This window comes from Mycobacterium sp. Aquia_216 (genome assembly GCF_026723865.1).
Taxonomy (GTDB): Bacteria; Actinomycetota; Actinomycetes; order Mycobacteriales; family Mycobacteriaceae; genus Mycobacterium.
In genome coordinates this window covers 1,274,253-1,300,217 of sequence record NZ_CP113529.1, presented here as the reverse complement: position 1 = coordinate 1,300,217, position 25,965 = coordinate 1,274,253, and the positions used below count along the sequence as shown (strand labels likewise).

Sequence of the window (25,965 nt, the reverse complement as noted above, 5' to 3'; positions counted from 1 at the left end):
CCGCACGGCAAGCATACGAAAAAGCCCCGGGCGCAAACCCGGGGCTTTTTCGATTGTTGACTTACCGGTAGTCGCTGTAACCGTAGTCGTCCAGCGGAACCGCGGCACCGGTGGCCTGACCGAAGTCCGGGCTGTAGTACTGATCCTCGTAGGACGGGATCGTGTACGCAGCAGCACGGGCCTCCTCGGTCGGCTGCACCTGGATGTTGCGGTACCGGTTGATACCGGTACCGGCCGGGATCAGCTTTCCGATGATCACGTTCTCCTTCAGACCCTGCAGCTTGTCGCTGCGGCAGTTGATCGCCGCATCGGTCAGCACACGCGTGGTCTCCTGGAACGACGCCGCGCTCAGCCACGAGTCGGTGGCGAGGCTCGCCTTCGTGATACCCATTAGCACCGGGCGACCGGCGGCGGGCTCGCCGCCCTCGGCCACCACCCGGCGGTTCTCCGCCTCGAACCCGGCACGTTCGATCAGCGAGCCAGGCAGGAACTCCGTCGCGCCCGAGTCGATGATCGTGACGCGGCGCAGCATCTGACGAACGATCACCTCGATGTGCTTGTCGTGGATCGACACACCCTGGGCGCGGTAGACCTCTTGGGTCTCCCGGACCAGGTGAATCTGCACCTGACGGGGGCCTTGCACACGCAGCACCTCGTGCGGATCGGCCGAGCCTTCCATCAGCTGCTGGCCCACCTCAACGTGGTCACCATCGGAAAGCACCCGCTCGGAACCGTCTTCGTGCTTGAACACCCGCAGCCGCTGACGCTTGGAGAGCTTGTCGTAGACCACTTCCTCGCCGCCATCATCGGGGACGATGGTGATCTTGTAGAAGCGCTCACCGTCCTCGAGCTGAATCCGCCCGGAGACGTCGGCGATCGGCGCCTTGCCTCGCGGCACCCGGGCCTCGAACAGCTCCTGCACACGCGGCAGACCGCCGGTGATGTCTTCACCGACACCACCCTGGTGGAAGGTGCGCATGGTCAGCTGCGTACCGGGCTCACCAATGGACTGTGCGGCCACGATGCCGACCGCCTCGCCGATGTCGACCAGCTTGCCGGTCGCCATCGAGCGTCCGTAACAGGTCGCGCACACACCGGTTCCGGTGGTGCAGGTCAGCACCGAGCGGACCTTGATCTGCGTGATGCCCGCAGCCAACAAGGCTTCGATCGACGGGTCGCCCAGATCCTCACCACGCGCGACGACGACGTTGCCGGCCTCATCGATCGCGTCGGCGCCCAAAGTCCGTGCGTACGCCGAAGTTTCGATGTACGGGTCGCGGATCAGGGTGCCGTCCGGCTGACGCTCGGCGAGCTCGACGTTGATGCCGCGCTCGGTCTCGCAGTCGTGCTCGCGGACGATGACGTCCTGCGACACGTCCACCAGACGACGGGTCAGGTAACCCGAGTCGGCGGTACGCAACGCGGTGTCGGCCAAGCCCTTTCGAGCACCGTGCGTGTTGATGAAGTACTCCAGCACGGTCAGGCCCTCACGGAACGACGACTTGATCGGACGCGGGATGAACTCACCCTTCGGGTTGGTCACCAGGCCCTTCATGCCGGCCAGTGTTCGCGTCTGGGTGAAGTTACCCGTGGCGCCCGAGTCGACGATCGTGATGATCGGGTTGTCGTTGGGGTAGTGCTCCCGCAGCGCCTTACCGACCTCGTCGGTGGCTTCCTTCCAGATCTCCACCAGCGCCTCGTTGCGCTCGTCGTGGTTCAAAGCACCACGCTGGAACTGCTTTTCGACCTTGTCGGCCCGATCCTCGTAGTGGTCGAGGATCTCCTTCTTACGCGGCGGAACCAACACGTCGGCCATCGAGACCGTGACACCGCTTCGGGTCGCCCAGTAGAAGCCGGCGTCCTTGAGCTTGTCGACGGTCTGTGCGACCACGATCATCGGGTAGCGCTCGGCCAGGTCGTTGATGATGGCCGCCTGCACCTTCTTGTGCATCTGCTTGTTCACGAACGGGTAGCCCAGCGGCAGCAGCTCGTTGAACAGCACCCGGCCCAGGGTCGTCTCGGCCTTCCACGAATCACCTGGCCGCCAACCGTTCTGACCGAACAGCGCGGCCTCGATCTCGGCCGGGGGACGCAGCTGCGTCAACCGGACCTTGATCTTGGCCCGCACCGAGAGCAGACCGCGGTCGGACGCCATGATCGCCTCGGCGGGTGAGGAGTACACGCCCTGCTCCGGCTGGTCGTCCGCGGCCGCGCGGTATTCACCATTGGCCCCGTCCACCTCGGTGGTCAGGTAGTACAGCCCGGTCACCATGTCGAGTCGCGGCATGGCCAACGGGCGGCCGGACGCGGGCGACAGGATGTTGTTGCTCGACAGCATCAGGATGCGAGCCTCGGCCTGCGCCTCGGCACTCAGCGGCAGGTGCACCGCCATCTGGTCACCGTCGAAGTCGGCGTTGAACGCCTCGCACACCAACGGGTGCAGCTGAATAGCCTTGCCCTCCACCAGCATTGGCTCGAAGGCCTGAATACCGAGTCGGTGCAGGGTGGGCGCGCGGTTCAGCAGCACCGGGTGCTCGGCGATGACCTCTTCGAGCACGTCCCACACCTGGGGACGCTGGCGCTCCACCATGCGCTTGGCGCTCTTGATGTTCTGCGCGTGGTTGAGGTCGACCAGCCGCTTCATCACGAACGGCTTGAACAGCTCCAGCGCCATCAGCTTGGGCAGGCCGCACTGGTGCAACTTGAGCTGCGGACCGACCACGATGACCGAACGGCCAGAGTAGTCGACTCGCTTACCGAGCAGGTTCTGACGGAACCGGCCCTGCTTACCCTTGAGCAGATCCGACAGCGACTTGAGCGGACGGTTGCCCGGCCCGGTGACCGGGCGACCGCGACGGCCGTTGTCGAACAGCGCGTCGACCGACTCCTGCAGCATCCGCTTCTCGTTGTTGACGATGATCTCGGGCGCGCCGAGGTCGATCAGCCTCTTGAGGCGGTTGTTGCGGTTGATCACACGGCGGTACAGGTCGTTGAGGTCGCTGGTGGCGAACCGGCCACCGTCGAGCTGCACCATCGGACGCAGCTCCGGCGGAATGACCGGGACCGCGTCGAGCACCATGCCCATCGGGGAGTTGCCCGACTGCTGGAAGGCCGCGACGACCTTCAGCCGCTTGAGCGCACGAAGCTTCTTCTGCCCCTTGCCGTTTCGAATGACGTCACGCAGGATGTCGGCCTCGGCGTCGATGTCGAAGTTCTCGATCAGCTTCTGGATCGACTCCGCACCCATCGCCCCGGTGAAGTACTCGCCGTAGCGGTCGATGAGCTCGCGGTAGAGGTTCTCGTCGACGATCAGCTGCTTGGGGGCCAGCTTGGTGAAGGTGGTCCAGATATCCTCCAGCCGGTCCAGCTCACGCTGGGCACGGTCACGGAGCTGGCGCATCTCACGCTCGCCGCCGTCCCGAACCTTGCGCCGCGCATCGGCTTTCGCGCCCTCGGCCTCCAGCTCGGCCAGGTCGGCCTCCAGCTTCTGCGCCCGGGCCTCCAGGTCAGCGTCGCGCTGGTCCTCAACGCCCTTGCGCTCCACCACCATTTCGGCCTCGAGCGTAGACAGCTCGTTGTGCCGCATCTCGTCGTCGACCGCGGTGATCACGTAGGCGGCGAAGTAGATGATCTTCTCGAGATCCTTCGGCGCCAGGTCCAGCAGGTACCCCAAGCGCGATGGCACGCCCTTGAAGTACCAGATGTGCGTGACCGGTGCGGCCAGCTCGATGTGGCCCATCCGCTCGCGACGCACTTTGGCGCGAGTCACCTCGACGCCACAGCGTTCGCAGATGATGCCCTTGAAGCGCACGCGCTTGTACTTGCCGCAGTAGCACTCCCAGTCGCGAGTCGGTCCGAAGATCTTCTCGCAGAACAGGCCGTCCTTCTCGGGCTTCAGCGTGCGGTAGTTGATCGTCTCCGGCTTCTTGACCTCGCCGTAAGACCATTGCCTGATGTCCTCCGCGGTGGCCAGACCAATACGGAGCTCATCGAAGAAGTTGACGTCGAGCACGTAACTCCCTTTCCCCTTGCGGGTTTAGTAACTAATTAGTGCCGTGGCTTTCGCCACGATCAGGCCAGGTCCTCAACGGACGCAGATTCGTTGCGGGACAAGTTGATTCCCAGGTTTGCCGCAGCACGCTCCAAGTCCTCGTCCTCGCCCTCGCGTAGCTCGATCGCTGCGCCGTCCGACGACAGCACCTCAACGTTGAGGCACAGCGACTGCAGCTCCTTGAGCAACACCTTGAACGACTCGGGGATACCCGGCTCCGGGATGTTCTCGCCCTTGACGATCGCCTCGTACACCTTGACCCGGCCGACGGTGTCGTCGGACTTGATGGTCAACAGCTCCTGCAGCGTGTAGGCGGCACCGTAGGCCTGCATGGCCCAGCACTCCATCTCACCGAATCGCTGACCACCGAACTGCGCCTTACCACCCAACGGCTGCTGAGTGATCATCGAGTACGGACCGGTGGAGCGGGCGTGGATCTTGTCGTCCACCAGGTGGTGCAGCTTCATGATGTACATGTAGCCAACGGTCACCGGGTACGGGAACGGCTCGCCACTGCGGCCGTCGAACAGCCTGGACTTGCCGTCCGCGTTGACCATCACGTCACCGTCGCGGTTGGGCAGCGTGCAGGACAGCAGACCCTGCAGCTCCTCCTCCTTGGCGCCGTCGAACACCGGAGTCGACACGATCTGGTCCGGCTGAGCGTGGCGAAGGTCCTCCGGCAGGTTCGCCGCCCAATCGGGGGCACCCTCGATGTTCCAACCGGCCTTGGCGACCCAACCGAGGTGCGTCTCCAGGATCTGACCGATGTTCATCCGTCGCGGCACACCGTGGGTGTTCAGGATGATGTCCACCGGAGTGCCGTCCGGCATGAACGGCATGTCCTCGACCGCCAGGATCTTGCCGATGACGCCCTTGTTGCCGTGGCGTCCGGCCAGCTTGTCACCGTCGGAGATCTTGCGCTTCTGGGCCACGTAGACACGGACCAGCTCGTTGACACCGGCGGGCAACTCATCGTCGTCCTCGCGAGAGAACACCCGAATGCCGATCACCTTGCCGGATTCGCCGTGCGGCACCTTGAGCGAGGTGTCGCGGACCTCACGGGCCTTCTCACCGAAGATCGCCCGCAGCAGTCGCTCTTCCGGCGTCAGCTCGGTCTCACCCTTCGGGGTGACCTTGCCGACCAGGATGTCGCCGTCGCGAACCTCGGCGCCGATCCGCACGATGCCACGCTCGTCCAAGTCGGCGAGCACCTCGTCGGAGACGTTCGGGATGTCCCGGGTGATCTCCTCGGCGCCCAGCTTGGTGTCGCGGGCATCGATCTCGTGCTCCTCGATGTGGATCGAGGTGAGCACGTCCTCCTCAACCAGGCGGTTGGAAAGGATGATCGCGTCCTCGTAGTTGTGGCCTTCCCACGGCATGATCGCCACGAGCAGGTTCTTGCCCAGCGCCATCTCACCGTTTTCGGTGCAGGGACCGTCGGCGATCACCTGGCCGGCCTCGACCCGGTCTCCCGCGTCCACGATCGGCGACTGGTTGGCGCAGGTGCCGTGGTTGGACCGGGCGAACTTGCGCATCCGGTAGGTGTGCCGGGTGCCGTCGTCGGCCATCACGGTGATGTAGTCGGCGGACACCTCCTCGATCACCCCGGCCTTGTCGGCCACGATCACATCGCCGGCGTCGATCGCGGCGCGCAGCTCCATACCGGTGCCGACCAGCGGCGCCTCACTGCGCACCAGCGGAACCGCCTGGCGCTGCATGTTGGCACCCATCAGGGCACGGTTGGCGTCGTCGTGCTCGAGGAACGGGATCATGGCCGTGGCCACCGACACCATCTGGCGCGGCGAAACGTCCATGTAGTCGACCTCGGACGACGGCACGTACTCGACCTCGCCCGCCTTCCGGCGAACCAGAACGCGCGTCTCTTCGAAGCGGCCGTCGGCATCGATCGGCGAGTTGGCCTGCGCCACGACGTGGCGGTCCTCCTCGTCGGCGGTCAGGTACTCGATCTCGTCGCTGACCACACCGTCGACCACCTTGCGGTACGGCGTCTCGATGAATCCGAACGGGTTGACCCGCGCGTACACCGACAGCGAACCGATCAGACCGATGTTCGGACCCTCCGGGGTCTCGATCGGACACATCCGGCCGTAGTGCGACGGGTGCACGTCCCGGACCTCGAGGCCCGCGCGCTCACGCGACAGACCGCCCGGCCCCAGCGCCGAGAGGCGACGCTTGTGGGTCAGCCCGGACAGCGGATTGTTCTGGTCCATGAACTGGGACAGCTGGCTGGTGCCGAAGAACTCCTTGATCGCCGCCACGACGGGACGGATGTTGATCAGGGTCTGCGGCGTGATGGCCTCGACGTCCTGCGTGGTCATCCGCTCGCGGACGACGCGCTCCATCCGCGACATACCGACCCGGATTTGGTTCTGGATCAGCTCACCGACGGTGCGCAGGCGGCGGTTACCGAAGTGGTCGATGTCGTCGGTCTCCACCGGAACCTCGGTGCCGCCGGGAACCGTCATGGTCACCTGGCCCTCGTGCAGGCGCACCAGGTACTCGATGGTGGCGACGACGTCTTCCTCGGTCAGCGTCGACGACGTGATCGGCTCGCCGGCGTTCAGCCCGAGCTTCTTGTTGACCTTGTAGCGACCGACGCGGGCCAGGTCGTAGCGCTTCTCCTTGAAGAACAGGTTCTCCAGCAGGGTCTGCGCGGATTCCTTGGTCGGCGGCTCGCCCGGACGCAGCTTTCGGTAGATGTCCAGCAGCGCCTCGTCGGTGCCGGCGGTGTTGTCCTTCTCCAGCGTCGACATCATGATCTCGGAGAAGCCGAACCGCTCGTGAATCTGCTCGTTGGTCCAGCCCAGCGCCTTGAGCAGCACGGTGACCGGCTGACGGCGCTTGCGGTCGATGCGCACACCGACGGTGTCGCGCTTGTCGACGTCGAACTCCAGCCACGCACCGCGGCTCGGAATCACCTTGACGCTGTGCAGCAGCTTCTCGGTCGACTTGTCGATCGACTCGTCGAAGTACACACCGGGCGACCGGACCAGCTGGCTGACCACGACGCGTTCGGTCCCGTTGATGATGAACGTGCCTTTTTCGGTCATCATCGGGAAGTCACCCATGAAGACCGTCTGGCTCTTGATCTCACCGGTGTTGTTGTTGATGAACTCAGCCGTGACGAACAGCGGAGCCGCGTAGGTCATGTCCTTGTCTTTGCACTCGTCCACCGGCGCCTTGACTTCGTCGAAGCGGGGGTCGGAGAACGACAGCGACATCGAGCCCGAGAAGTCCTCGATCGGGGACAACTCGTACAGCACCTCTTCGAGGCCACCGACCGGGTTGACATCTCCCCGCCCGGAGGCGATCTCGCGCCAACGCGGCGAGCCGATCAACCACTCAAACGAGTCCGTCTGCACGTCAAGCAGACCGGGAACCTCGAGCGGTTCACGGAGCTTGGCGAAAGAAACTCGGTCAGGTGCTCCAGGCACGGAGTTGTTAGAAGAGGAGTCCGTCTTGCTCTGGCGAGAAACTGCCAAGATGCATCCTTCCAGCACCTCGTGCGACTCACGAATGCCGGGGCTACCGGACCTGTTCGCCGCGAATTTTTTCGGTTAAGCCGGCGAACGATCTACCCGTATCTCACGCGCGCAACTAAATAGCTGAGCCTCAACAGGGCTCAGGCTAAGACCACGGTGTCAGGTGGCGGGTGAGGTGGGCAGGAAGTAGCCAGCGCAACGTCCAACAATAGCGCAGGCGCGCGCATTCCTCAACTACCCATCCAGGGGGTATCGACGCTGGCTGGCATCTCGACTTTCCCGTGGGTACATGCTGCCCAACAGATTGACCTGTTGACGCCCTTGTCGTCAAGAGGAAGCCACGGCAAGTTGCCACCGAATTCCTCTGGCTGCGGGTTCCGGCTGCACGCGCGGCTAAAACCCGAACCGGCGAGCCGGGTGATCGGGCTGGGATCAGGCGATTGCGACTATTCGCCGAATTCGCGCGTTTGGTATTTGTGGGTGCCCTCGAGATCGTCGAGGATCGCCGTCTGCGCCTTCTTCGGCAGCGTGTGCAGCATTTCGCGCACCCGGGCCTGGCGCCGTGCCACCGCTTTGCGTTCCGGCATCCCCGGTGTCGCGACGATCTGGGGCGGCACCCCCTCGATCTCCTCGGTGCCGCCGGAGTGGTGACCCGCATCGACCATGGCCTGCTCTTCGGCCATGGTCGCCTCGTCCTTCTCTTCGGACATGCCGATCGGACCGATGCGGCGGCCGTTGAGGAACTGACGCACCACCGGCTCATCGCTGGTCAACAGCACCTCACGAGGGCCGAACATCACCAGATGCTTGCGGAACAGCATGCCGATGTTGTCCGGCACGGTGCGGGCAACGCTGATGTTGTGCGTGACGATAAGAATGGTCGCGTCGATCTGGGCGTTGATGTCGAGGATCAGCTGGCTCAGGTAGGCGGTACGGACCGGGTCCAGACCGGAGTCGGGCTCGTCACACAGAATGATCTGCGGATCCAAGACGAGAGCGCGGGCCAGGCCGGCACGCTTACGCATACCGCCGGAGATCTCGCCGGGGAACTTCCGCTCGTCCCCGCCCAGGCCCACCAGTTCGAGCTTCTCCATGACGATGTCACGGATCTCGCCTTCCTTCTTCTTGGTGTGCTCACGCAGCGGGAAGGCGGTGTTGTCGTACAGATTCATCGAGCCGAACAGCGCGCCGTCCTGGAACAGCACGCCGAACAGCGTGCGGATCTCGTAGAGCTCCTTAGCCGAGCATTCGATGATGTCGGTGCCATCGATGACAATCGAGCCACGTTCCGGACGAAGCAGGCCGATCAAGGACTTCAAGAAGACGGACTTGCCGGTACCCGACGGGCCCAGCAAAACGCTGACCTCCCCAGAAGGGATGTCGAGGGTCACGTCTTCCCAAATCCTCGAGGAACCGAAGGACTTGGTCAGCCCGCTGACCTCGATAGCGACGCCCATAGGGAATCCTTCCGTCTACGCACCAGCTGCCACCTGGCCCTTTGTGTGGCATGAGTCACTGTAGCGCACGCCCGGGACCACACAGCATGGTTGCACAGCACCGCAGCGAAAAATTCGCCGACCTGAGACCCACCCCTGCAAGCAGGGTAATGGCCCTGCAAGCAGCGGTAAAGCGGTCAGATGGTCGGAGCCCAGTTACCGTGGAAGCCCATCGGTACGCGCTGCGGCAGATGCACGGTCGCAATCGACTCGAGGGTCTGGGCGTCCAGCATCAGCAATTGCCCTTCGTCGCGGCCACGGTGATAGGCGTAACCCATCAAAACGCCGTCGTCCTCGGCACGCTGCCGCGAGCCGCTAACGGGGTTCGGGACAAAGGACATCTCGCCGAGCAAAAGGTCGGGTTCGAGGGCCGCGGCCACACTGGAACCCGACGCGTAGTCGTGCTTGTAGAGCGCCGAGGTCATCTCGGTTGCGCCACCGGACAGGTACCCGCCATCCATGCCGACGGTGTAGCCGAATCGGTGTCGTGCGCCCAGCAGGGTCTCGTCGATGCGGGGAAACTCCTGCGGGCGATCGTCGCGACGCTCCGTGCTGAGCGCACCGGTCGTCAGGTTGATGGTCCAGCGGTCCAGTACGGGCCGGCTGTCGCCCGGGCCGCGCAGGTCGTGGTCGAACATCCGCGCGTAGCTGACCACGTCGAGCACCAGGACCTCCGCTCCGTCGCGCATCTCGGAGTAGGCATTGAGCGGGTGAAAGACGTAACAGGGTTCGATGTCAAACCAGCGCACCGGGGGGTTGGCGGCGCTACCACCGGTTTCGCGGGGCATCACCCCGACGCGCGCCGGGTAGGTGTCCTTCCAGCTGTAAGGCATCCGATGCATGGGCTGCCGATTGCTGTTGATGGCCGTCACCATCGGACCGGGAATCCGGACCCGACCGAGCACCGACTGCACGACCAGGCGGGCCGGCAAACTCAGCCAGCGCGGCACATTGGCCGGCACGACCTGCGCCGGGTCGAACGTCACCGGCAGGTCGTAGATCACCACATACTTATCCGTCAGCGAGAAGTCGTGCATCATCGGCGAACCGCTCACCTCGATGTCGACGGTGCGCCGCGCGTGCCCGGCGGTGTCGATCACCGAGTACTGCACGGTGCGCCCGCGCCCGAAGCTGTAGGACACCGCGTGCAGTTCGCCGGTGTGCGGATCCCGGTGCGGGTGGGCGGTGTAGCCACCGAACAGGGTGCCGTCGAAGTCGCAGGGCCCTACCGTGTCCAGCTCGTCGGTGAGTTGGTAGTTGGCACCGCCGCCCTCGACGAGCGCCAGCGTCCGCCCGGCGTGAGTCAGCACGTTGGTGTTGGGGCCGACCGACAGCATCCCGGCGCGCGGGTTCAGCCCCTCGGGCTGGGGCTCGCCCAGCGCAGCGCTGGTGGCCGGGGTGCGGACCCAGCGGTTGCGGTACCAGCAGGCCTTGCCGTCGCGCAGGGCTACCCCGTGCACCATCGCGTCACCCGTGAACCAGTGATAGGTGGCCGGGTCGACCTCGGCGGCCGGGTTGGGCCCATTGCGCAGGTAGCGCCCGTCCAGGTGCTCCGGGATCTGTCCGGTGACCTCGAGATCGGTCGCGGTCACTTCGGCGCCCACCGGCGCCAAGAAGCCGTCGAGATAGGGGTTCTCGGACTTGACTGCTTGTGTGGAAGTCATGGGCTGAGCTCCTATAACATTGTTATTGCAGCGTTATTGAGACCGTACGCCGGTGATGAGAAGATGGCAAGGCCCCGGCAGAGATGGTTGGAGAGATGACTTCGGAAGTTCAGCGCAGTGTGCGCGACGAGATGCTGCACGCCGCCGTCGGCCTGCTCGACGAGCACGGGCCGGACGCCCTGCAGACCCGCAAGGTGGCCGGCGCCGCAGGAACGTCGACGATGTCGGTGTACACGCACTTCGGCGGGATGCAGGCGCTGATCGCTGCGGTCGCCGAGGAGGGGCTGCGGCAGTTCGATGCCGCCCAGACGGTGCCGCAGACCGCCGATCCGGTGGCCGATTTGTTTGTCGTCGGCGGCGCCTACCGCCGCTACGCCATCGACCGGCCGCACATGTATCGGCTGATGTTCGGCAGCACCAGCGCGCACGGCATCAACGCGCCGGCTGGCAATGTCCTCACGCTCACGGTCGCCGAGATCGAGCGGCACCACCCCAGCTTCGCGCACGTGGTGCGCGTGGTGCGCCGATGCATGCTGGCCGGCCGGATCACCGTAGGCGGTGCCGACGACAACGCGTCCGTCGTGGCCACCGCGGCCCAGTTCTGGGCGTTGATCCACGGGTTCGTGATGCTCGAGCTCGCCGGATACTACGGCGACGAGGGCTCGGCCGTCACGCCGGTGCTCGAGGCGATGACATCGAATCTTCTTGTCGCCCTGGGTGATTCAGCGGAACGCGTGGCGCAGTCGCTGCGGTCAGCGAACCCCTGAGCACACGAAACCCCCGGGGAGATGACCCCGGGGGTTTCGTGTGAGTTGAACTACTTGACGGTGACGGTCGCGCCGGCAGCCTCGAGCTTGCCCTTGGCCTCCTCGGCGGCTTCCTTGGCGACCTTCTCCAGCAACGGCTTGGGTGCGCTGTCGACCAGGTCCTTGGCCTCTTTCAGGCCCAGGCCGGAGACGATCTCGCGGACCACCTTGATGACGCCGATCTTCTTGTCGCCGGCGGCCTCGAGGATGACGTCGAACTCCGACTGCTCCTCGGCGGCCTCGGCGGGCGCGCCGGCGGCGGCACCGCCGGCAGCGGCGACCGCAACGGGGGCGGCCGCGGTGACCTCGAAGGTCTCCTCGAACTTCTTCACGAACTCCGAGAGCTCCAGCAGGGTCATTTCCTTGAAGACGTCAAGCAGGTCGTCGGTAGAGATTTTGGCCATGGTGTGGGTCCTTCCTTGTTTTCCCTGGTAGCGGGGTGGTTTTTATTCGGCTTCAGCCGGGGTCTCGACGGGTGCCTCCGAAGCGGGTGCCTCCGACGCGGGTTCTGCGGCCGGGGCCGCCGCGGCAGCCGGGTCGGCCGCCTTCTTCTCCTGCAGTGCGGCCGCCAGGCGGGCGAACTGCGAGGCCGGCGCATTGAACAGACCGGCCGCCTTGGCGAGGTTGCCCTTCATGGCACCGGCCAGCTTGGCCAGCAGGACCTCGCGGGACTCCAGGTCGGCAATGCGCTCGACCTCGGCCACCGTCAAGGCGTGGCCGTCCATGTAGCCACCCTTGATGACCAGCGCCTTGTTGTCCTTGGCGAAGGTCTTGATGGCCTTGGCGGCGTCGACGGGCTCGCCGCTGATAAACGCGATGGCCGTCGGGCCCGCGAACAGCTCGTCGAGACCCTCGATCCCCGCCTCCGAAGCCGCCCGCTTGATCAGCGTGTTCTTGGCCACGGTGTAGGTGGCCGAACCCGCCAGCGAGCGGCGCAGGTCGGCCAGGTTGGCCACCGTCAGGCCGCGGTATTCGGTGATGACGGTCGCGGTCGAGGCGCTGAACTGCTCGACAATGTCCGCAACGGCGGTGGCCTTGTCGGCTCTGGCCATGCATACCTCCTCGGTGAATGTCACGGTTAAACGTGTCGTGTGTGATCACCCGAGGAACGACGAACGCCCCGGCGCAGGAAGCGGCACGGGGCGTTTGGGGTACACCGGCGCGGGCGCCGGCGGTAATGCCTCGTCCTCCTGCGTGGGCCGCCGGGATGTTCCCGGACCTTCGACCGATTGCTCGGCGACCGACGGTCTTCGGTGGATCGGCACCAAGGATAGCGTGACAACCCGCGATCAGCCAAAACGGCGGACGTCAGGTGACAGCGACGGTCAGCAGCGCAAAGAGCACCAGCAGAACGACGACCCGCAGCCAGTGCAGGCGGTCCCATCGCGCCGCGAGCTCACGAGACATCTCGCCGGTGACGGGCCACTTGGCGATGCGGTTGTTGATCGGCACCAGCATGGTCACGGTCAACAGCACAACGGCCGCCATCAGGCCCGCGGCAATGCCACACAGCCAGCCAGTCGTCCCGCCCCAGCCGCGGACGGCCGTGACGGCCAAGACCACCAGGGTGCCCACGTACCAGAACGGCATCACCGCACCCAGTACTCGACTGGCCCGGCCACGGGCCGCACGGAAGGCGTCGTCGGGTAGCCGCGCGAAAAGCGGATTGAAAAACGCCGCGACCGACAACTCCACCCCCACCATCGGGCCGGTGACTACAACTGCAAGCGCGTTCAAGCTGTCCCTCATGAAAACGACCCTGGCTGTTAAGCTGCCAAATATCAAGGTACTGACAAATTAGTCAGCACGGCTACGAGGCTGGGAACTGCGATGGCGGTATCGAAAAAAGAAGTCGGCGACTGCCCGATCGACGCCGCACTGTCGGTGATCGACGGCCGCTGGAAAGGCACGATCCTCTGGCGACTGTGCGACGGCCCGATGCGAACTGCCGAGCTGCGGCGCAGCATCCCGGGTATCACCGAGCGGATGCTGATCCGTCACCTGCACGAGCTGGTCGACGCCGGAATCATCGACCGCCACGACGCTCGCACGGTTCCGCCCTGCGTGCACTATTCGATTTCCGAGTACGGCATGACGCTGGCGCCGGTGCTGGCGAGTTTGTGCGACTGGGGTCGAAAGCATATGCAGCGCAACGCCGTTGGCTAAGCCTCCGCGAGCCGGGCCGCGCCGACCAGCCCGGCATTGCCGCCGAGGGCGGCGGGCACCACGCGCAACCCGGCCAGAAACTCCAGCCCGGCGTAGCCGGTCAGCGCCGCGCGCAGCGGGTCGAAGAGCAGGCGGCCGGACTTGGCCACGCCTCCCCCGATGACGACGAGGTCCAGGTCGCATACCGCCGCCACCGACGCGATCATCATCGCCAGCGCGGTGGCCCCCCTGACGAACGCCCGCACCGCGACCTCATCGCCGGCCATCGCCGCGGCGGCCAGCTCGCGCGCGTCGGCGCCGGGTGCCGCCGACCACCCGTTGGCCCGCGCCCAGTGCACCAGCCACGGCCCGGCCGCAACCGTCTCGACACAGCCGCGGCCCCCGCACGTACAAGGCTGGCCGTCACGTTCCACCACCACGTGACCGACGTGCCCGGCATTGCCGCTGCGGCCCGCATAGGGCGCGCCGTCGAGCACCAATCCACCGCCGACGCCCGTCGACACCACCATGGCCAGCAGGAAGCGCGCGCCCCGGCCCGCGCCGAGCCAGTGCTCGCCCAAGGCCATACATACGCCGTCACCACCGAGTCGTACCGGTACGCCCGGCAACGCGGCGGCGACCCGGTCCCGCAACGGAAACCGTTGCCAGCACTTGATGTTGATCGGACTGACGGTTCCGCTGTGTAGGTCGATCGGGCCGGCCGAAGCGATACCCGCGGCGCGGACCGTACCGCCGGCCGCCGCCGACGCGTCGGCGATCATTGCGGCGACCACGTCCCAGACCTGTTCGGCAGACCCGGCCGCCGGGGTGGGCCGAGTCGCGGTGTATACCAACGCTCCCTCCGAATCAGCAAGGCCCACAGCTATTTTCGTGCCGCCGATATCGAGGCAGAGGGTAAGCATGGCCGCTCAGTGCCGGTGCGTGTTGTCAGGTTGGCGCGGGTCGCCGGGATGCTCGTAACCGGGAGCTAGCCGGACCAGCGCCGCGCGGCGCTCATCTAGCCACACCCGGAAGGCGCGTCGCCGCGCGGCGCCGCCCAGATGCTCGGCGATCGCGGACTGGACCTGTGCCAGCGGCGGTCCGACGCTCGAGGGCGCGCACCAGCCGTGGCCGTCGGGGTGCGGCGCGGCGAATCGCAGCGGATTGCGGGCGTGGTAGCCGGCCACCTCGAGATCGCCCACCCGGACCGCGGCGGTCACGTCGGCGAACAGCGCCCGGGCCCGCGGATCAGCCAGCGCGGCCGCGGCCACACTGCCGATCTCCAGTCGGGCCGTCATGTCGGGCAGCAGCTGGGCCTCGGTCGGTGCGCCGCGCTCGGTCAATCCCCGGGCGGCGACTTCGGTGGCGACCACGCGTTCGGTCACCAGGAGTTGGGTGAGCCAGCGCCGCAGTTGGCGACCCTCGCTGGTGCCGGTGGCCGGCAGCGCCGCCGCGCGGGGGCCGCTGCGCAATCGCGCCTCGGCCGCGTCGAGCTCCTCGACCGCGACCGGAATGCCCGCGACGGCGGCAACCGCATCAACGCTCATGTCACGGTCACCTTGACCGCTGGTGAATACACCAGCCGTCCGGCGCAGCCGACCCGGACCAGGGCCCACCACTGGCCGGGTTCCAGCCACACCGGTGGGCAGACGTCGAAGCCGAGTTCGACGGTGCCGCGGGCCGGCAGCACCGCACCGAGCGAGGCCGGGCCGATCCACTCCCAGGTGCCCCAGGGGCTGATCAGATGCGCCTCGGCCGACAGGTCCGCCCCGGCATTGCTGCCGATCGTCACGGCCAGCCGGGCCGTGTGGCCGGCACGCAGCGCGATCGCGTCGGGCCCGCCGGCGAGGTAGACCAGCTCGGTCTCCCGGTCCGCTCCTACTTCCACGACACACACGTCCTCGACCGTCTGCCCCCAAGCGGCCGGGACCTTGTCCCCGGTGACGCATAGCTGCGCCCGGATCGGGTACCGGCCGGGCTCGGCACCGGCCGGTATCGCCAGCACCACGTCGGCCTCCCGGTACTCGCCGCCGGCCAGCGTGAACGGCAGCTCGGCGGGTGTGGCCGACCAGCCGTCCGGACACACCAGCACAACCGCACCGGTCAGGTCCGCATCAGTGCAGTCGCTGGCCGCGGTGAGTCGCAGCGTCAGCTCGCCGCCCGGCTCGGCGGTGGCTCGCTGCGGGTGCAGGTGCGCGACGGCCGGCAGCCCGCCCAGCGGCGCGGGGCCGCGATTGTGCAGCCAATAGCGCGCATACAACGGCTGGGCGATCTCGGCTTCCGGGCCCAGCGCGCTGTCTTCGTCGAATGCCTTGGCGATATCGAGCCGGGCCAGCACGGTGGCGACCTGGTAGCCGTGCAGCTCGAGCGATCGCTTGCGCGCTTGCGGTGTCTCCAGCAGGTCGGCGAGCCGCATCGCGCCCAGCTTGCCGACTGCCGAGCCGATCTCAACTCGGGTAGTGGCACCGGTAGTTTCCACCAGCCGCAGCGCCACCGTCCCGGGGTCGACCGGCTCGGTGCGCCCGGCCGTCAGCGGGTTGCCCGCCGCCTTGAACGCCCCGACGTGCACCGTGCCGGCGGGTTCGACGTGCAGCAGCGATCCGGCGGCCGCCAGGTTGCCGCGCCGACGGCCGGGGAAGACGGCGCGCAGCGGATGGGAGAACTGCGCGCTGCGGGTCGGGATCTCGGCGCGCCGCCAGTCGCCGTCGCCGCAAGCCAGCGCGTAGTCGAAATGGTGTGTCCAGTGCTGGAGTTGGAAGTTCGAGCCGTCGGGCGCGGTGCGGCGTGGTTCGTCGATCCAGGTGCCGGACGGCCAGCCGGTGCAGGACCGCAACAGCGCGGTGTGCAGCGTGCCTTCGGTGTCGACGGCGAAGCTCGGCACGCCGCGGTTGAACAACGCGACGGTGCGGGATTCGAAGGGTTCCGTCCCCGCTGCGGCCTGCTGCGTCACGGCGATCTCAGCGCCTTCGAGATCGGCTGCCACCGAAGCGATCTCGGCGTCGAGGCGCTTCTCGTCGGCGCCGTCGATCACCAGCACCGGGAGCGCGTGCGCCGCACGCAGGTCGGCGCCGGGGACCCAGGCGGCCGCCAACGGCGTCGCCGCGGGCACCCACACCCTGGCCCGGCCCGTCTCGGCGAGCTGACGTTCGAGTTCTTTCGCGTACACCGGGTCGGCCTCGGCCAGCACCGCTTCGGTAAAGGCGTTGCGGTCGGGGCCGCCCAGCGCGATGCGCACGTCGGGCAGGTTGGAGTCGACCTCGAGGTTGCCGTAGCGCGGTTTGTCGGCCCCGCTGCAGGTCGCGGTGACGCCGGCGCGGACCAGCGCGACCATCAGCTCACGCGCCAGCGGTCCGGACGACGCTTCCGACGGCGACACCACCTCGGCCACGGATACCGCGCGAATATCGTTGTCTCCCAGACGGACCCGGGCAGCCGATGACAGACCGAACCAGCTGTAGGCCGGGTTGTCCAGCGTCCACGGCTGGTGCTCGGTGTCCACGGAGCGAGATCCCTCGTGCAGCAGCGCGAAACCTCGGCCGACGACGGCATCGCCCACCTCGCTGACCGGCATGGCGCCCGGCACCGGACACGGCCAGCGCAGCCGCAACAGGCGGTCCTCGCCGGTGAAGTCGTCGATGGTGGTGCGGCAGTCCAGCCGCGCCACGCCGCGCCACAGCGTGATGGTCTGGGTGTAGCGCAGCAATTCGCCGATCCGGCCGTGCACGACCAGGCGCTGGCCGAGCGGTCCTCGGTAGGCCCGGACTTGCGCCGGCGATTCCGACGAGCACACCACCGGCCCCTTGGGCAGCAGATGCCACGGGCCCTCCCCCTGCCCAGGGTGCGCCGGGTATTCCTCGTAGACGGCGAGCTCGTTGCCCACCCGCCCGTCGGCGATCAACTGGCGGGTGTCCTGAATCAGGGATACGACTCCCCCACCCCGGGCCGGGTCAGCCGCCAACCGGTAGTGCTCGTTTTCGATCGTGTGCCCGGACAGCGGCTCCCAACCGGTCACCTGGTCGGCGGGAATCAGCCGGTAGGCCCGCCAACCCAGTGACGGGACGTCGCGGGCCAGCCAGGTGACCGACCGCCCGTCGTGCTCGACCAGCGCCGCCAGTTCGGCGCCGTCGGCGTCGAACACCCGCGCACCCGCGGCCAGCGGCGGATCGACCTGGACGGTGACGACGTCGGTGCGCTGGTGTGTCAACGCGTTCCACACCACGACGGCGCCCCGGGCTCCGTCTGGAACGTTGACGGCACCAGACAGCAGCGCCAAGGAGTTGTCGCGGGCCGCGCCACCCAGCTCCCACGCGTCGCGCCACCCGGTCAGCAGGTCGAGGTAGACCTGGTCGGATTCGGAGCCGGTGATCGCGTCGTGGTGCGCGCCGTAGGCCAGTTGCACCCACGCCTTGGCCAGCGCGGCATGCGGGTAATCGGCGCCGGTCATCAGCGCCGCGAACACCGCGTAGCGCTCGGCGTCCAACACGGCGTTTTCGGCGGCCCGGTTGGCCTGCTTGGTGTCGATGTAGGAAACGTCCTTGCCGGTATAGATCGGGTTCATGTCGCGCGTTTGCGGCGACGCCACTTCACCCCGCTCGTCCAGCTCGGCGCGCACCGCGGCGAAGAACTCCCGCGGCAGCGCGCACACGAATCGCGGCCAGGTGTAGCGGGCGGCCCAGTCGCGGTGGATTTCGGTGACCCACTTGTTCGGCGGCGTGTAATCGGTGCCCACCGGCAACAGCACGTTGCGAGTCAGGGCGACCTTTTTGAGCTGGTGGAACAGCCCGTGGGTGGCCTCTTCCGCCTCGGCCAACGACGGGCACGAGTCCATCCACCAGCCCGCCGAGTAGTGCGCCGGCATGTAGTGCGTGAGCAGGCCGCGGCCCGACGGCGAAATCCATTCGAACTCGCTGCAGAACTGCATGCGCTCGAGGTCGCCGTCTTCGGAGGCGTCCTGTCCCGGCCCCCACTGGTGGTGCGGGCCCCGGGCCCACGAGCTCGACGTCAGCCCGGCGTCGGCAGCCATCCCTGGGAACTGCGGGTCGTGACCGAACACGTCGAGCTGCCACGCGGTGGCCGGGTCGGCGCCCAGCACGTCGCGCTGAAACCCGATGCCGTGCACCAGGTTTCGGATCGTCGTCTCCGGGCTGGTGAGGTTGGTGTTGGGTTCGTTGTAGGTGCCGCCCATCACCTCGACGCGGCCGGCGGCAAGGAAGCGGCGCAGATCGGCACGGTCCTCGGGGTGGGTGTCCCAGTACGGCTTGAGGTAGTCCACCTCAGCCAGCACGAACTTGTATTCGGGCTCGCGGCGCGCCATTTCCAAATGCGCGTGGACCAACTCGAAACCGTTGGTCTGCCGGGCCCGCCCCGGCGGGTCTTCGGTCCACTCGCTGGTATAGGCGGCCTGCGTGTTCCACCACACCGGGTCGTAATGGAAATGGCTGACCATGAACATCGTCCAGCCGGGCTCGGCCACAGTGAATTCGAACTGCGCACCGGCGCCGCCGGCGTGTACCCGAGCGGCCCGCCGCTCGCCGACCACCGGATTCTGCACCCTCACCGCAATCTCGAGGACCTCATCGCCGGTCTCGGCGAGTACCTCCCCGCGCAGACGGTCGCCGTCGATGCGCACCGGTGTCGGCTCGGTTACGCCGCCGACGGTGACCCGGGCCAGCTGTAGCGGTGTATCCGGCGGCCCAACGAACAGTTCAGTCGAGTGCGCCGAAATCAGCTGCATGCCCGCACCTTACGCGCGACCGCCCCGCGTCGGAGGATAAGCCGTCGGGGTAGCAGACGGGTGTCACCGGTAGCTGGAACACTCGGCGCCATGGCGGAGGAGACCACACAGCTGGCCGATCAGCTCGACTGGCATTGGCGCACCCAGCTACGCCCCCGCCTGGACGGACTGACCGACGACGAGTACTTCTGGCAGCCGGTGCCCAACTGCTGGACAGTGCATCCGGACGGGTCTATCGACTTCGCGTTCCACGCGCCCAGCCCGCCGCCGTTCACCACCATCGCCTGGCGCCTGGCCCACGTCATTGTCGGCGTGTTCGCGATGCGCAGCCACAGCCACTTCGGCGGTCCGGCCGCCGACTACCAGAGCTGGACCTACGCGACCGATGCCGGCACCGCCCTGCGGCAACTCGACCTGACGTACACCGCGTGGACCACCGGCGTGCGGTCGCTTTCGGCCGCCGACCTGACCCGGCCCTGCGGCCCGGCCGAAGGTCCGTACGCCGAGTACGCGCTCAGCGAGCTGGGGTTGCACATCAATCGGGAAGCGATCCACCACGGCGCCGAAATCGCTTGCCTGCGCGACCTTTACTTACATCGTCAAACCGTCAACCAGGAGAAGTGACATGCCAGCCCTCGCCCCACCAGTGGCCGACGAGCGCAGTGCCCTGCGCGAATACCTGGCCTTCCACCAAAGGTCCTACTTCGCCGTGGCATACGGCCTCACCGACGAACAGGCCCGGTCGTCGCCGTCGGCGAGTGCCCTCTCGATCGGCGGACTGGTCAAGCACGTGACACGGATGCAACGCAGCTGGATGACACGAGTCGCGGCCGCCCCGGACGCACCGCCCAAGGACGCCCGGCCGGTCGGCGAGGAGTTCGAGGACCAGCACGTGATGCGGCCCGACGAGACGCTGGACGGGCTGCTGCGGGCATTCGGGGAACAAAACGCGACGTCGCTACGGCTGGTGGAGACCGCGGACCTCGGCGCGGCGGTGCCCGTGCCCCACGACGTTCCCTGGTTTCCCAAAGACATCGAGGCGTGGTCGGTGCGATGGGTGATCTTGCACGTCATCAACGAGTTGGCGCGCCACGCCGGGCACGCCGACATCGTCCGCGAGACCCTCGACGGGGCCACGTTGTACGAGCTGCTCGCCGCGCTGGAAGGCTGGGAACTCGAGGGCTGGGTCACGCCTTGGAAAAAGGCGTGAAGTCCCCCACCCGGACACGTAAAAAGCCTGCTCAACGGACGACGAATTGGGATTTGACACCATAGGTTTGGCAGACTGCACAGATGAGCTCTACCAAACACCGAGAGGCGGCCAGGCTTGATCGGGTGCCCTTGCCGGTCGAAGCGGCCCGGGTCGCCGTCACTGGTTGGCAGGTCACCCGCTCCGCCGCTCGCGTCGTCGGCACGCTGACGGGCAAGGGGTCATGGCAGCAGAAGGTGATCAAGCAGCTGCCCCAGACCTTCGCCGATCTGGGCCCGACGTATGTGAAGTTCGGGCAGATCATCGCCTCCAGCCCAGGCGCGTTCGGCGAATCGCTGTCCCGCGAATTCCGTGGCCTGCTCGACCGGGTGCCGCCGGCCGACTCCGACGAGGTGCACAAGCTGTTCGTCGAGGAACTGGGAGCCGACCCGGCCGAGCTGTTCGCGAAGTGGGACGAAACACCGTTCGCCTCGGCCTCCATCGCCCAGGTGCACTACGCCACGCTGCACAGCGGTGAGGAGGTCGTCGTCAAGATCCAGCGCCCGGGCATCCGCCGCCGGGTCGCCGCCGACCTGCAGATCCTGAAGCGCTTCGCCCAGGCCGTCGAACTGGCCAAGCTGGGCCGACGGCTCTCGGCACAAGACGTGGTCGCCGACTTCTCCGCCAACCTGGCCGAAGAGCTGAATTTCCGGCTCGAGGCGCAGTCCATGGAGGCATGGGTCTCGCACCTGCACGTGTCACCGCTGGGCCGCAACATCCGGGTGCCGACCGTGCACTGGGACTTCACCAGCGACCGGGTGCTGACGATGGAGCGGGTGCAGGGCATCCGCATCGACGACGTCGCCGCCATCCGCAAGGCTGGATTCGACGGCGTCGAACTGGTCAAGGCGCTGCTGTTCTCGCTTTTCGAAGGCGGCCTGCGGCACGGGCTGTTCCACGGCGACCTGCACGCGGGCAACCTGTACGTCGACGACCAAGGCCGAATCGTGTTCTTCGACTTCGGAATCATGGGCCGCATCGATCCCCGAACCCGGTGGCTGCTGCGGGAGTTGGTGTACGCGCTGCTGGTCACGAAGGACCACGCCGCGGCCGGCAAGATCGTCGTGCTGATGGGGGCCGTCGGCACGATGAAGCCCGAAGCCGAGGCCGCCAAGGATCTGGAGAAATTCGCCACCCCACTAACCATGTCGACGCTGGGCGACATGTCCTACGCCGACATCGGAAAGCAGCTGTCGACGCTGGCCGACGCCTACGACGTCAAGCTGCCGCGCGAGTTGGTGTTGATCGGCAAGCAGTTCCTCTACGTCGAGCGGTATATGAAGCTGCTCGCACCGAAATGGCAGATGATGTCCGATCCACAGCTGACGGGGTACTTCGCCAACTTCATGGTCGAGGTCAGCCGCGAGCATCAGTCCGACGTCGAGGTCTAGGGAGCCCTCTGGTGGAGATCCGCACCGGCTTTGCGTCATCAACGGCGAGTTCGGGGGCCGCTGCGAGCGACCTGAAGCTCTACTACGAGGACATGGGCGATATCGGCGCCCCGCCCGTACTGCTGATCATGGGGCTAGGCGCTCAGCTGCTGCTGTGGCGGACCGAGTTCTGCGAGCGGCTGGTCGGCCACGGCCTGCGCGTAATCCGGTACGACAACCGGGATGTCGGGCTGTCCAGCAAGACCGAGCGTCGCAGCGTCGGCCAGCCATTCGCCACGCGGTTGCTCCGCTCCTGGGTGGGGCTGCGCAGCAGGGCGACGTACACGCTCGAGGACATGGCGGACGACGCCGCGGCCGTGCTCGACCATCTCGGCATCAGCCAGGCTCACATCGTCGGGGCATCGATGGGCGGAATGATCGCCCAGGTCTTCGCCGCACGATTCGCCCAGCGGACCAGGACCCTCGGGGTCCTGTTCTCCAGCAACAACTCGGCATTCCTGCCCCCGCCGGCGCCCCGCGCACTGCTGGCGCTCGTCAAAGGGCCGCCCCCGGGCTCGCCCCGCGACGTGATCATCGACAACGCGGTGCGGGTGAGCAGGATCATCGGCAGCCCGCGCTACCGCACACCCGAGGGCCAGGTTCGCGCCGAGGCCGCCGAGGGATACGACCGCAACTACTACCCGCAAGGCATCGCCGGGCAATTCAGCGCGATCTTGGGCAGCGGCAGCCTGGCACACCACGACCGGCGGATCGTGGCACCCACCGTCGTCATCCACGGTCGGGCCGACAAACTCATGCGGCCTTTCGGCGGACGTGCGATCGCGCGGGCAATAAGCGGCGCCCGATTGGTGTTATTCGACGGGATGGGACATGATCTGCCCCAACAGCTGTGGGATGCGGTGATCGGGGTTTTGACGGGGAATTTCGCCGAGGCCAGCTGAGCCGGAGTCGAGCAGGCGGCTTAGGCGTTTCAGTCGGTCGCGAGTTTCGCGCGGAGTCTCACGGCGTTGTAGCGTTAATACTTTGGGAGGATGTGATGGTGGCGAAGCTGAAGCCGTATTACGAAGAGTCGCAGGCTACCTACGACATTTCGGACGACTTCTTCGCGTTGTTCTTGGACCCCAACATGGTCTATACGTGCGCGTACTTCAAGAACGACGACATGACGCTGGAAGAGGCGCAGCTCGCCAAGCTGGATCTGGGGCTGGGCAAGCTGGACCTCGAGCCCGGAATGACGCTGCTCGACGTCGGTTGCGGCTGGGGCGGAGCCGTGGTGCGAGCGGTTGAGAAATACGACGTGAATGTCATCGGCATCACGCTCAGCCGAAATCACTACGCGCGCACCAAAGAAAGGCTGGCCGCGATCCCGACTACGCGGCGGGTCGAGGCCCGTCTGCAGGGCTGGGAGGAGTTCGACGAACACGTCGACCGGATCATTAGCTTCGAGGCCTTCGACGCGTTCAAGAAGGAGCGTTGGCCGGCGTTCTGGGATTGGGCCTACAAGGCACTCCCCAGTGACAGCCGGGTGCTGATGCACAGCATTTTCACGTATCCGCAGTCGCACTGGAAAGAGCACGGCATCCCGATCACGATGAACGACCTGAAGTTCTTGCACTTCCTCGGGAAGGAAATCTTCCCCGGCGGTCAGATGTGCGGGGAGGCCGATATCGTCGACCTTTCCCGGAACAGCGGATTCTCCCTGGGAGAAGTCCAGTTGCTGCCGACCCATTACGCGCGGACTTTGGACATGTGGGCAGCCAATCTGGAAGCCAACCGCGACCGCGCCATCGCCATCCAAAGCGAAGAGGTCTACAACCGCTACATGCGCTACCTGACCGGCTGCGCGGCCCTCTTCCGCAAGGGCATCTCCAACGTGGGGCAATTCACCCTCATCAAGTGAGGCGATCGCCCGCCGCGACGCACTCTCGGCGATTTCCGTGTTGAACTGCGCGGTTTCGCCACCCGTAAAACCGGAAAGCTGGATAATAAAGTCTTGCCCGGTTCGGGCTCGGGGGACGTTCAGTGGGATGCGTGGGGAGGGCATAACGCTCATGACTCAAAAACTGGAACCGCACTTCGCCGATGTGCAAGCGCATTACGACCTGTCCGACGATTTCTTCCGCCTGTTCCTGGATCCGTCCCAGACCTACAGTTGTGCCTATTTCGAGCGCGACGACATGACGCTGGAAGAAGCCCAGCTCGCCAAGATCGATTTGTCGCTGGGCAAACTCGGGTTGCGGCCGGGGATGACGCTGCTCGACGTCGGCTGCGGCTGGGGCGCCACTATGCGGCGCGCCGTGGAGAAGTACGACGTCAACGTCGTCGGGTTGACCCTTTCCAAGAACCAGGCCGCCCACGTCCAGAAGTCGTTCGACGAAATGGACAACCCGCGCAGCAAGCGAGTCTTGCTGGCCGGCTGGGAGGAGTTCGACGAGCCCGTCGACCGCATCGTGTCGATCGGCGCATTCGAGCACTTCGGCCCCGACCGCTACGGCGATTTCTTCAAGATGGCCTACCACGCTCTGCCCGGCGACGGTGTGATGCTGCTGCACACGATCACCGATCTGACGAAACAGGAATGCATCGACCGGGGCCTACCCATCTCCATCGAGCTGCTCCGTTTCATCATTTTCATCCAGCGGGAGATCTTCCCGGGCGGCCGGCTACCCAAGATCCCGACGGTCGAGGAGCACTCCAGCGACGCGGGTTTCACGCTGACCCGCCGCCAGTCGCTGCAGCCGCACTACGCCCGTACCCTCGACTTGTGGGCCGAGGCGCTGCAGGCCCGCAAGGGCGAGGCGATCGAGATCCAATCCGAAGAGGTCTACGAGCGCTACATCAAGTACCTGACCGGCTGCGCCCAGAGGTTCCGCGACGGCTACGTCGACGTCAACCAATTCACCCTGGCGAAGTAGTCCGGCAGTCTTGACCTGCTGGATCGAATAACCCGTCCCGGGGCGTGCGCGGGGTATCTTTACTGCGTTTCGTCAGGAAGGTATACCGTCATGGCTCGAAAGCTGACACCGCACTTCGCCGATGTGCAGGCGCACTACGACCTGTCCGACGACTTCTTCCGGTTGTTCCTGGATCCCACCCAGACCTACAGCTGCGCCTACTTCGAGCGCGACGACATGACGCTGGAAGAAGCCCAGCTCGCCAAGATCGATCTGGCGCTGGGCAAACTCGGGCTGCAACCCGGGATGACGCTGCTCGACGTCGGCTGCGGCTGGGGTGCCACCATGCGGCGCGCCGTCGAGAAGTACGACGTCAACGTCGTCGGCTTGACGCTCTCCAAGAACCAGGCCGCCCACGTCCAGCAGTCGTTCGACGCAATGGACAACCCGCGCAGCAAGCAAGTGTTGCTGGCCGGCTGGGAGCAGTTCGACGAGCCGGTCGACCGCATCGTGTCGATCGGCGCATTCGAGCACTTCGGCCACGATCGCTACGACGACTTCTTCACGATGGCCCACAGCGTGCTGCCGGATGACGGGGTGATGCTGCTGCACACGATCACCGGTTTGACGGGACCGCAGATGATCGAACGTGGCATACCGCTGACGTTCGAAATGGCCCGCTTCATCAAGTTCATCGTCACCGAGATCTTCCCGGGCGGCCGGCTGCCGTCTATCGAGAAGGTGGAGGATCACTCCTCGAAGCACGGTTTCCGGCTGACCCGCCGCCAGTCACTGCAGCTGCACTACGCCCGAACCCTCGACCTGTGGGCGGCGGCTCTGGAAGCGCACCGAGACGAGGCGATCGAGATCCAATCCGAAGAGGTCTACGAGCGCTACATCAAGTACCTGACCGGCTGCGCCAACGCGTTCCGGGTCGGCTACATCGACGTCAACCAATTCACGCTGGAGAAATAGCTCTCGCATCCGTCACACTGGCGTGTAACGGGATCTGCCATTGGGACAACAGTGGCG

At 66.3% G+C, this 25,965-nt stretch carries 19 protein-coding genes; 9 read left to right on the top strand and 10 right to left on the bottom strand.

Annotation, left to right across the window (positions count from 1 at the left end; translation table 11 throughout):
- Positions 1-61: 61 nt before the first annotated feature.
- From OK015_RS06250 to OK015_RS06235, 4 genes are all read right to left on the bottom strand, one after another.
- A complete protein-coding gene (locus OK015_RS06250) occupies positions 62-4,012 on the bottom strand; it encodes a DNA-directed RNA polymerase subunit beta' (protein WP_268130024.1) in 3,951 nt (1,316 codons plus the stop codon).
- 59 nt (positions 4,013-4,071) lie between these two features.
- Positions 4,072-7,554, bottom strand: a complete 3,483-nt coding sequence (gene rpoB, locus OK015_RS06245; protein WP_442791212.1) for a DNA-directed RNA polymerase subunit beta — start codon at positions 7,552-7,554, stop codon at positions 4,072-4,074.
- Positions 7,555-8,000: 446 nt separating this feature from the next.
- Positions 8,001-9,011 (bottom strand): ABC transporter ATP-binding protein, encoded by a 1,011-nt coding sequence (locus OK015_RS06240; protein ID WP_268130022.1) that lies wholly within the window; start codon positions 9,009-9,011, stop codon positions 8,001-8,003.
- 176 nt (positions 9,012-9,187) lie between these two features.
- Positions 9,188-10,714: a carotenoid oxygenase family protein gene (locus tag OK015_RS06235; protein WP_268130021.1), complete on the bottom strand. Its 1,527-nt coding sequence runs from the start codon at positions 10,712-10,714 to the stop codon at positions 9,188-9,190.
- A gap of 95 nt (positions 10,715-10,809) precedes the next feature.
- Here OK015_RS06235 and OK015_RS06230 point away from each other — a divergent pair, with 95 nt between their 5' ends.
- Complete coding sequence (locus OK015_RS06230; protein ID WP_268130020.1) at positions 10,810-11,481, top strand: TetR/AcrR family transcriptional regulator; 672 nt, start codon at positions 10,810-10,812, stop codon at positions 11,479-11,481.
- A 50-nt stretch (positions 11,482-11,531) separates the two neighbouring features.
- On the opposite strand, the gene rplL is transcribed toward OK015_RS06230, so the two are convergent.
- From rplL to OK015_RS06215, 3 genes are all read right to left on the bottom strand, one after another.
- Positions 11,532-11,924: a 50S ribosomal protein L7/L12 gene (gene rplL, locus OK015_RS06225; protein WP_268130019.1), complete on the bottom strand. Its 393-nt coding sequence runs from the start codon at positions 11,922-11,924 to the stop codon at positions 11,532-11,534.
- Positions 11,925-11,966: 42 nt separating this feature from the next.
- Positions 11,967-12,572 carry a 50S ribosomal protein L10 gene (rplJ, locus tag OK015_RS06220; RefSeq protein ID WP_268130018.1) on the bottom strand — a complete coding sequence of 202 codons (606 nt, stop codon included), beginning with the start codon at positions 12,570-12,572 and terminating at the stop codon, positions 11,967-11,969.
- A gap of 256 nt (positions 12,573-12,828) precedes the next feature.
- Positions 12,829-13,269 (bottom strand): DUF1772 domain-containing protein, encoded by a 441-nt coding sequence (locus OK015_RS06215; protein WP_268130017.1) that lies wholly within the window; start codon positions 13,267-13,269, stop codon positions 12,829-12,831.
- Between the two features lie 81 nt (positions 13,270-13,350).
- Here OK015_RS06215 and OK015_RS06210 point away from each other — a divergent pair, with 81 nt between their 5' ends.
- The gene (locus tag OK015_RS06210) at positions 13,351-13,686 is read left to right on the top strand and encodes a winged helix-turn-helix transcriptional regulator (protein WP_268130016.1); all 336 of its coding nucleotides are present in this window, start codon (positions 13,351-13,353) and stop codon (positions 13,684-13,686) included.
- On the opposite strand, the gene OK015_RS06205 is transcribed toward OK015_RS06210, so the two are convergent.
- Genes OK015_RS06205 through OK015_RS06195 form a run of 3 tightly spaced genes read right to left on the bottom strand, consistent with a single transcriptional unit; the run spans position 13,683 to position 19,399 of the window.
- Positions 13,683-14,588, bottom strand: a complete 906-nt coding sequence (locus tag OK015_RS06205) for an ROK family protein (RefSeq protein ID WP_268130015.1) — start codon at positions 14,586-14,588, stop codon at positions 13,683-13,685. The genes OK015_RS06210 and OK015_RS06205 overlap by 4 nt on opposite strands.
- 6 nt (positions 14,589-14,594) lie before the next feature.
- Positions 14,595-15,212 (bottom strand): DUF7158 domain-containing protein, encoded by a 618-nt coding sequence (locus OK015_RS06200; RefSeq protein WP_268130014.1) that lies wholly within the window; start codon positions 15,210-15,212, stop codon positions 14,595-14,597.
- A complete protein-coding gene (locus tag OK015_RS06195) occupies positions 15,209-19,399 on the bottom strand; it encodes an NEW3 domain-containing protein (protein ID WP_268130013.1) in 4,191 nt (1,396 codons plus the stop codon). Before OK015_RS06195 ends, OK015_RS06200 begins: the two co-directional genes overlap by 4 nt.
- Positions 19,400-19,489: 90 nt before the next feature.
- Between OK015_RS06195 and OK015_RS06190 the strand changes: the two genes are divergently transcribed.
- From OK015_RS06190 to mmaA2, 7 genes are all read left to right on the top strand, one after another.
- Entirely contained in the window at positions 19,490-20,023 is a 534-nt protein-coding gene (locus tag OK015_RS06190; protein WP_268130012.1) for a DinB family protein, read from the top strand.
- 22 nt (positions 20,024-20,045) lie between these two features.
- Positions 20,046-20,609, top strand: coding sequence for a DinB family protein (locus tag OK015_RS06185; RefSeq protein WP_268132485.1), 564 nt, complete (start codon positions 20,046-20,048; stop codon positions 20,607-20,609).
- Positions 20,610-20,692: 83 nt separating this feature from the next.
- Positions 20,693-22,039, top strand: a complete 1,347-nt coding sequence (locus OK015_RS06180) for an ABC1 kinase family protein (RefSeq protein ID WP_268130011.1) — start codon at positions 20,693-20,695, stop codon at positions 22,037-22,039.
- A gap of 92 nt (positions 22,040-22,131) precedes the next feature.
- Positions 22,132-22,980: an alpha/beta fold hydrolase gene (locus tag OK015_RS06175; RefSeq protein ID WP_442791269.1), complete on the top strand. Its 849-nt coding sequence runs from the start codon at positions 22,132-22,134 to the stop codon at positions 22,978-22,980.
- Between the two features lie 98 nt (positions 22,981-23,078).
- Positions 23,079-23,939: a cyclopropane mycolic acid synthase family methyltransferase gene (locus OK015_RS06170; protein WP_268132483.1), complete on the top strand. Its 861-nt coding sequence runs from the start codon at positions 23,079-23,081 to the stop codon at positions 23,937-23,939.
- Between the two features lie 151 nt (positions 23,940-24,090).
- A complete protein-coding gene (locus tag OK015_RS06165) occupies positions 24,091-24,954 on the top strand; it encodes a cyclopropane mycolic acid synthase family methyltransferase (RefSeq protein ID WP_268130009.1) in 864 nt (287 codons plus the stop codon).
- Between the two features lie 90 nt (positions 24,955-25,044).
- On the top strand, positions 25,045-25,908 hold the full coding sequence (gene mmaA2, locus OK015_RS06160; RefSeq protein WP_268130008.1) for a cyclopropane mycolic acid synthase MmaA2: 864 nt from the start codon (positions 25,045-25,047) through the stop codon (positions 25,906-25,908).
- Positions 25,909-25,965: the final 57 nt, after the last annotated feature.

What these genes read in the sequence shown, in the direction of transcription:
- OK015_RS06195 (WP_268130013.1), bottom strand. Translation starts at nt 19,399, where the DNA reads ATGCAGCTGATTTCGGCGCACTCGACTGAACTGTTCGTTGGGCCGCCG.
- OK015_RS06175 (WP_442791269.1), top strand. Translation starts at nt 22,132, where the DNA reads ATGGGCGATATCGGCGCCCCGCCCGTACTGCTGATCATGGGGCTAGGC.
- OK015_RS06215 (WP_268130017.1), bottom strand. Translation starts at nt 13,269, where the DNA reads ATGAGGGACAGCTTGAACGCGCTTGCAGTTGTAGTCACCGGCCCGATG.
- OK015_RS06200 (WP_268130014.1), bottom strand. Translation starts at nt 15,212, where the DNA reads ATGAGCGTTGATGCGGTTGCCGCCGTCGCGGGCATTCCGGTCGCGGTC.
- rplL (WP_268130019.1), bottom strand. Translation starts at nt 11,924, where the DNA reads ATGGCCAAAATCTCTACCGACGACCTGCTTGACGTCTTCAAGGAAATG.
- OK015_RS06180 (WP_268130011.1), top strand. Translation starts at nt 20,693, where the DNA reads ATGAGCTCTACCAAACACCGAGAGGCGGCCAGGCTTGATCGGGTGCCC.
- OK015_RS06205 (WP_268130015.1), bottom strand. Translation starts at nt 14,588, where the DNA reads ATGCTTACCCTCTGCCTCGATATCGGCGGCACGAAAATAGCTGTGGGC.
- mmaA2 (WP_268130008.1), top strand. Translation starts at nt 25,045, where the DNA reads ATGGCTCGAAAGCTGACACCGCACTTCGCCGATGTGCAGGCGCACTAC.
- rplJ (WP_268130018.1), bottom strand. Translation starts at nt 12,572, where the DNA reads ATGGCCAGAGCCGACAAGGCCACCGCCGTTGCGGACATTGTCGAGCAG.
- OK015_RS06230 (WP_268130020.1), top strand. Translation starts at nt 10,810, where the DNA reads ATGACTTCGGAAGTTCAGCGCAGTGTGCGCGACGAGATGCTGCACGCC.
- OK015_RS06240 (WP_268130022.1), bottom strand. Translation starts at nt 9,011, where the DNA reads ATGGGCGTCGCTATCGAGGTCAGCGGGCTGACCAAGTCCTTCGGTTCC.
- OK015_RS06210 (WP_268130016.1), top strand. Translation starts at nt 13,351, where the DNA reads ATGGCGGTATCGAAAAAAGAAGTCGGCGACTGCCCGATCGACGCCGCA.
- OK015_RS06190 (WP_268130012.1), top strand. Translation starts at nt 19,490, where the DNA reads ATGGCGGAGGAGACCACACAGCTGGCCGATCAGCTCGACTGGCATTGG.
- OK015_RS06165 (WP_268130009.1), top strand. Translation starts at nt 24,091, where the DNA reads ATGACTCAAAAACTGGAACCGCACTTCGCCGATGTGCAAGCGCATTAC.
- OK015_RS06235 (WP_268130021.1), bottom strand. Translation starts at nt 10,714, where the DNA reads ATGACTTCCACACAAGCAGTCAAGTCCGAGAACCCCTATCTCGACGGC.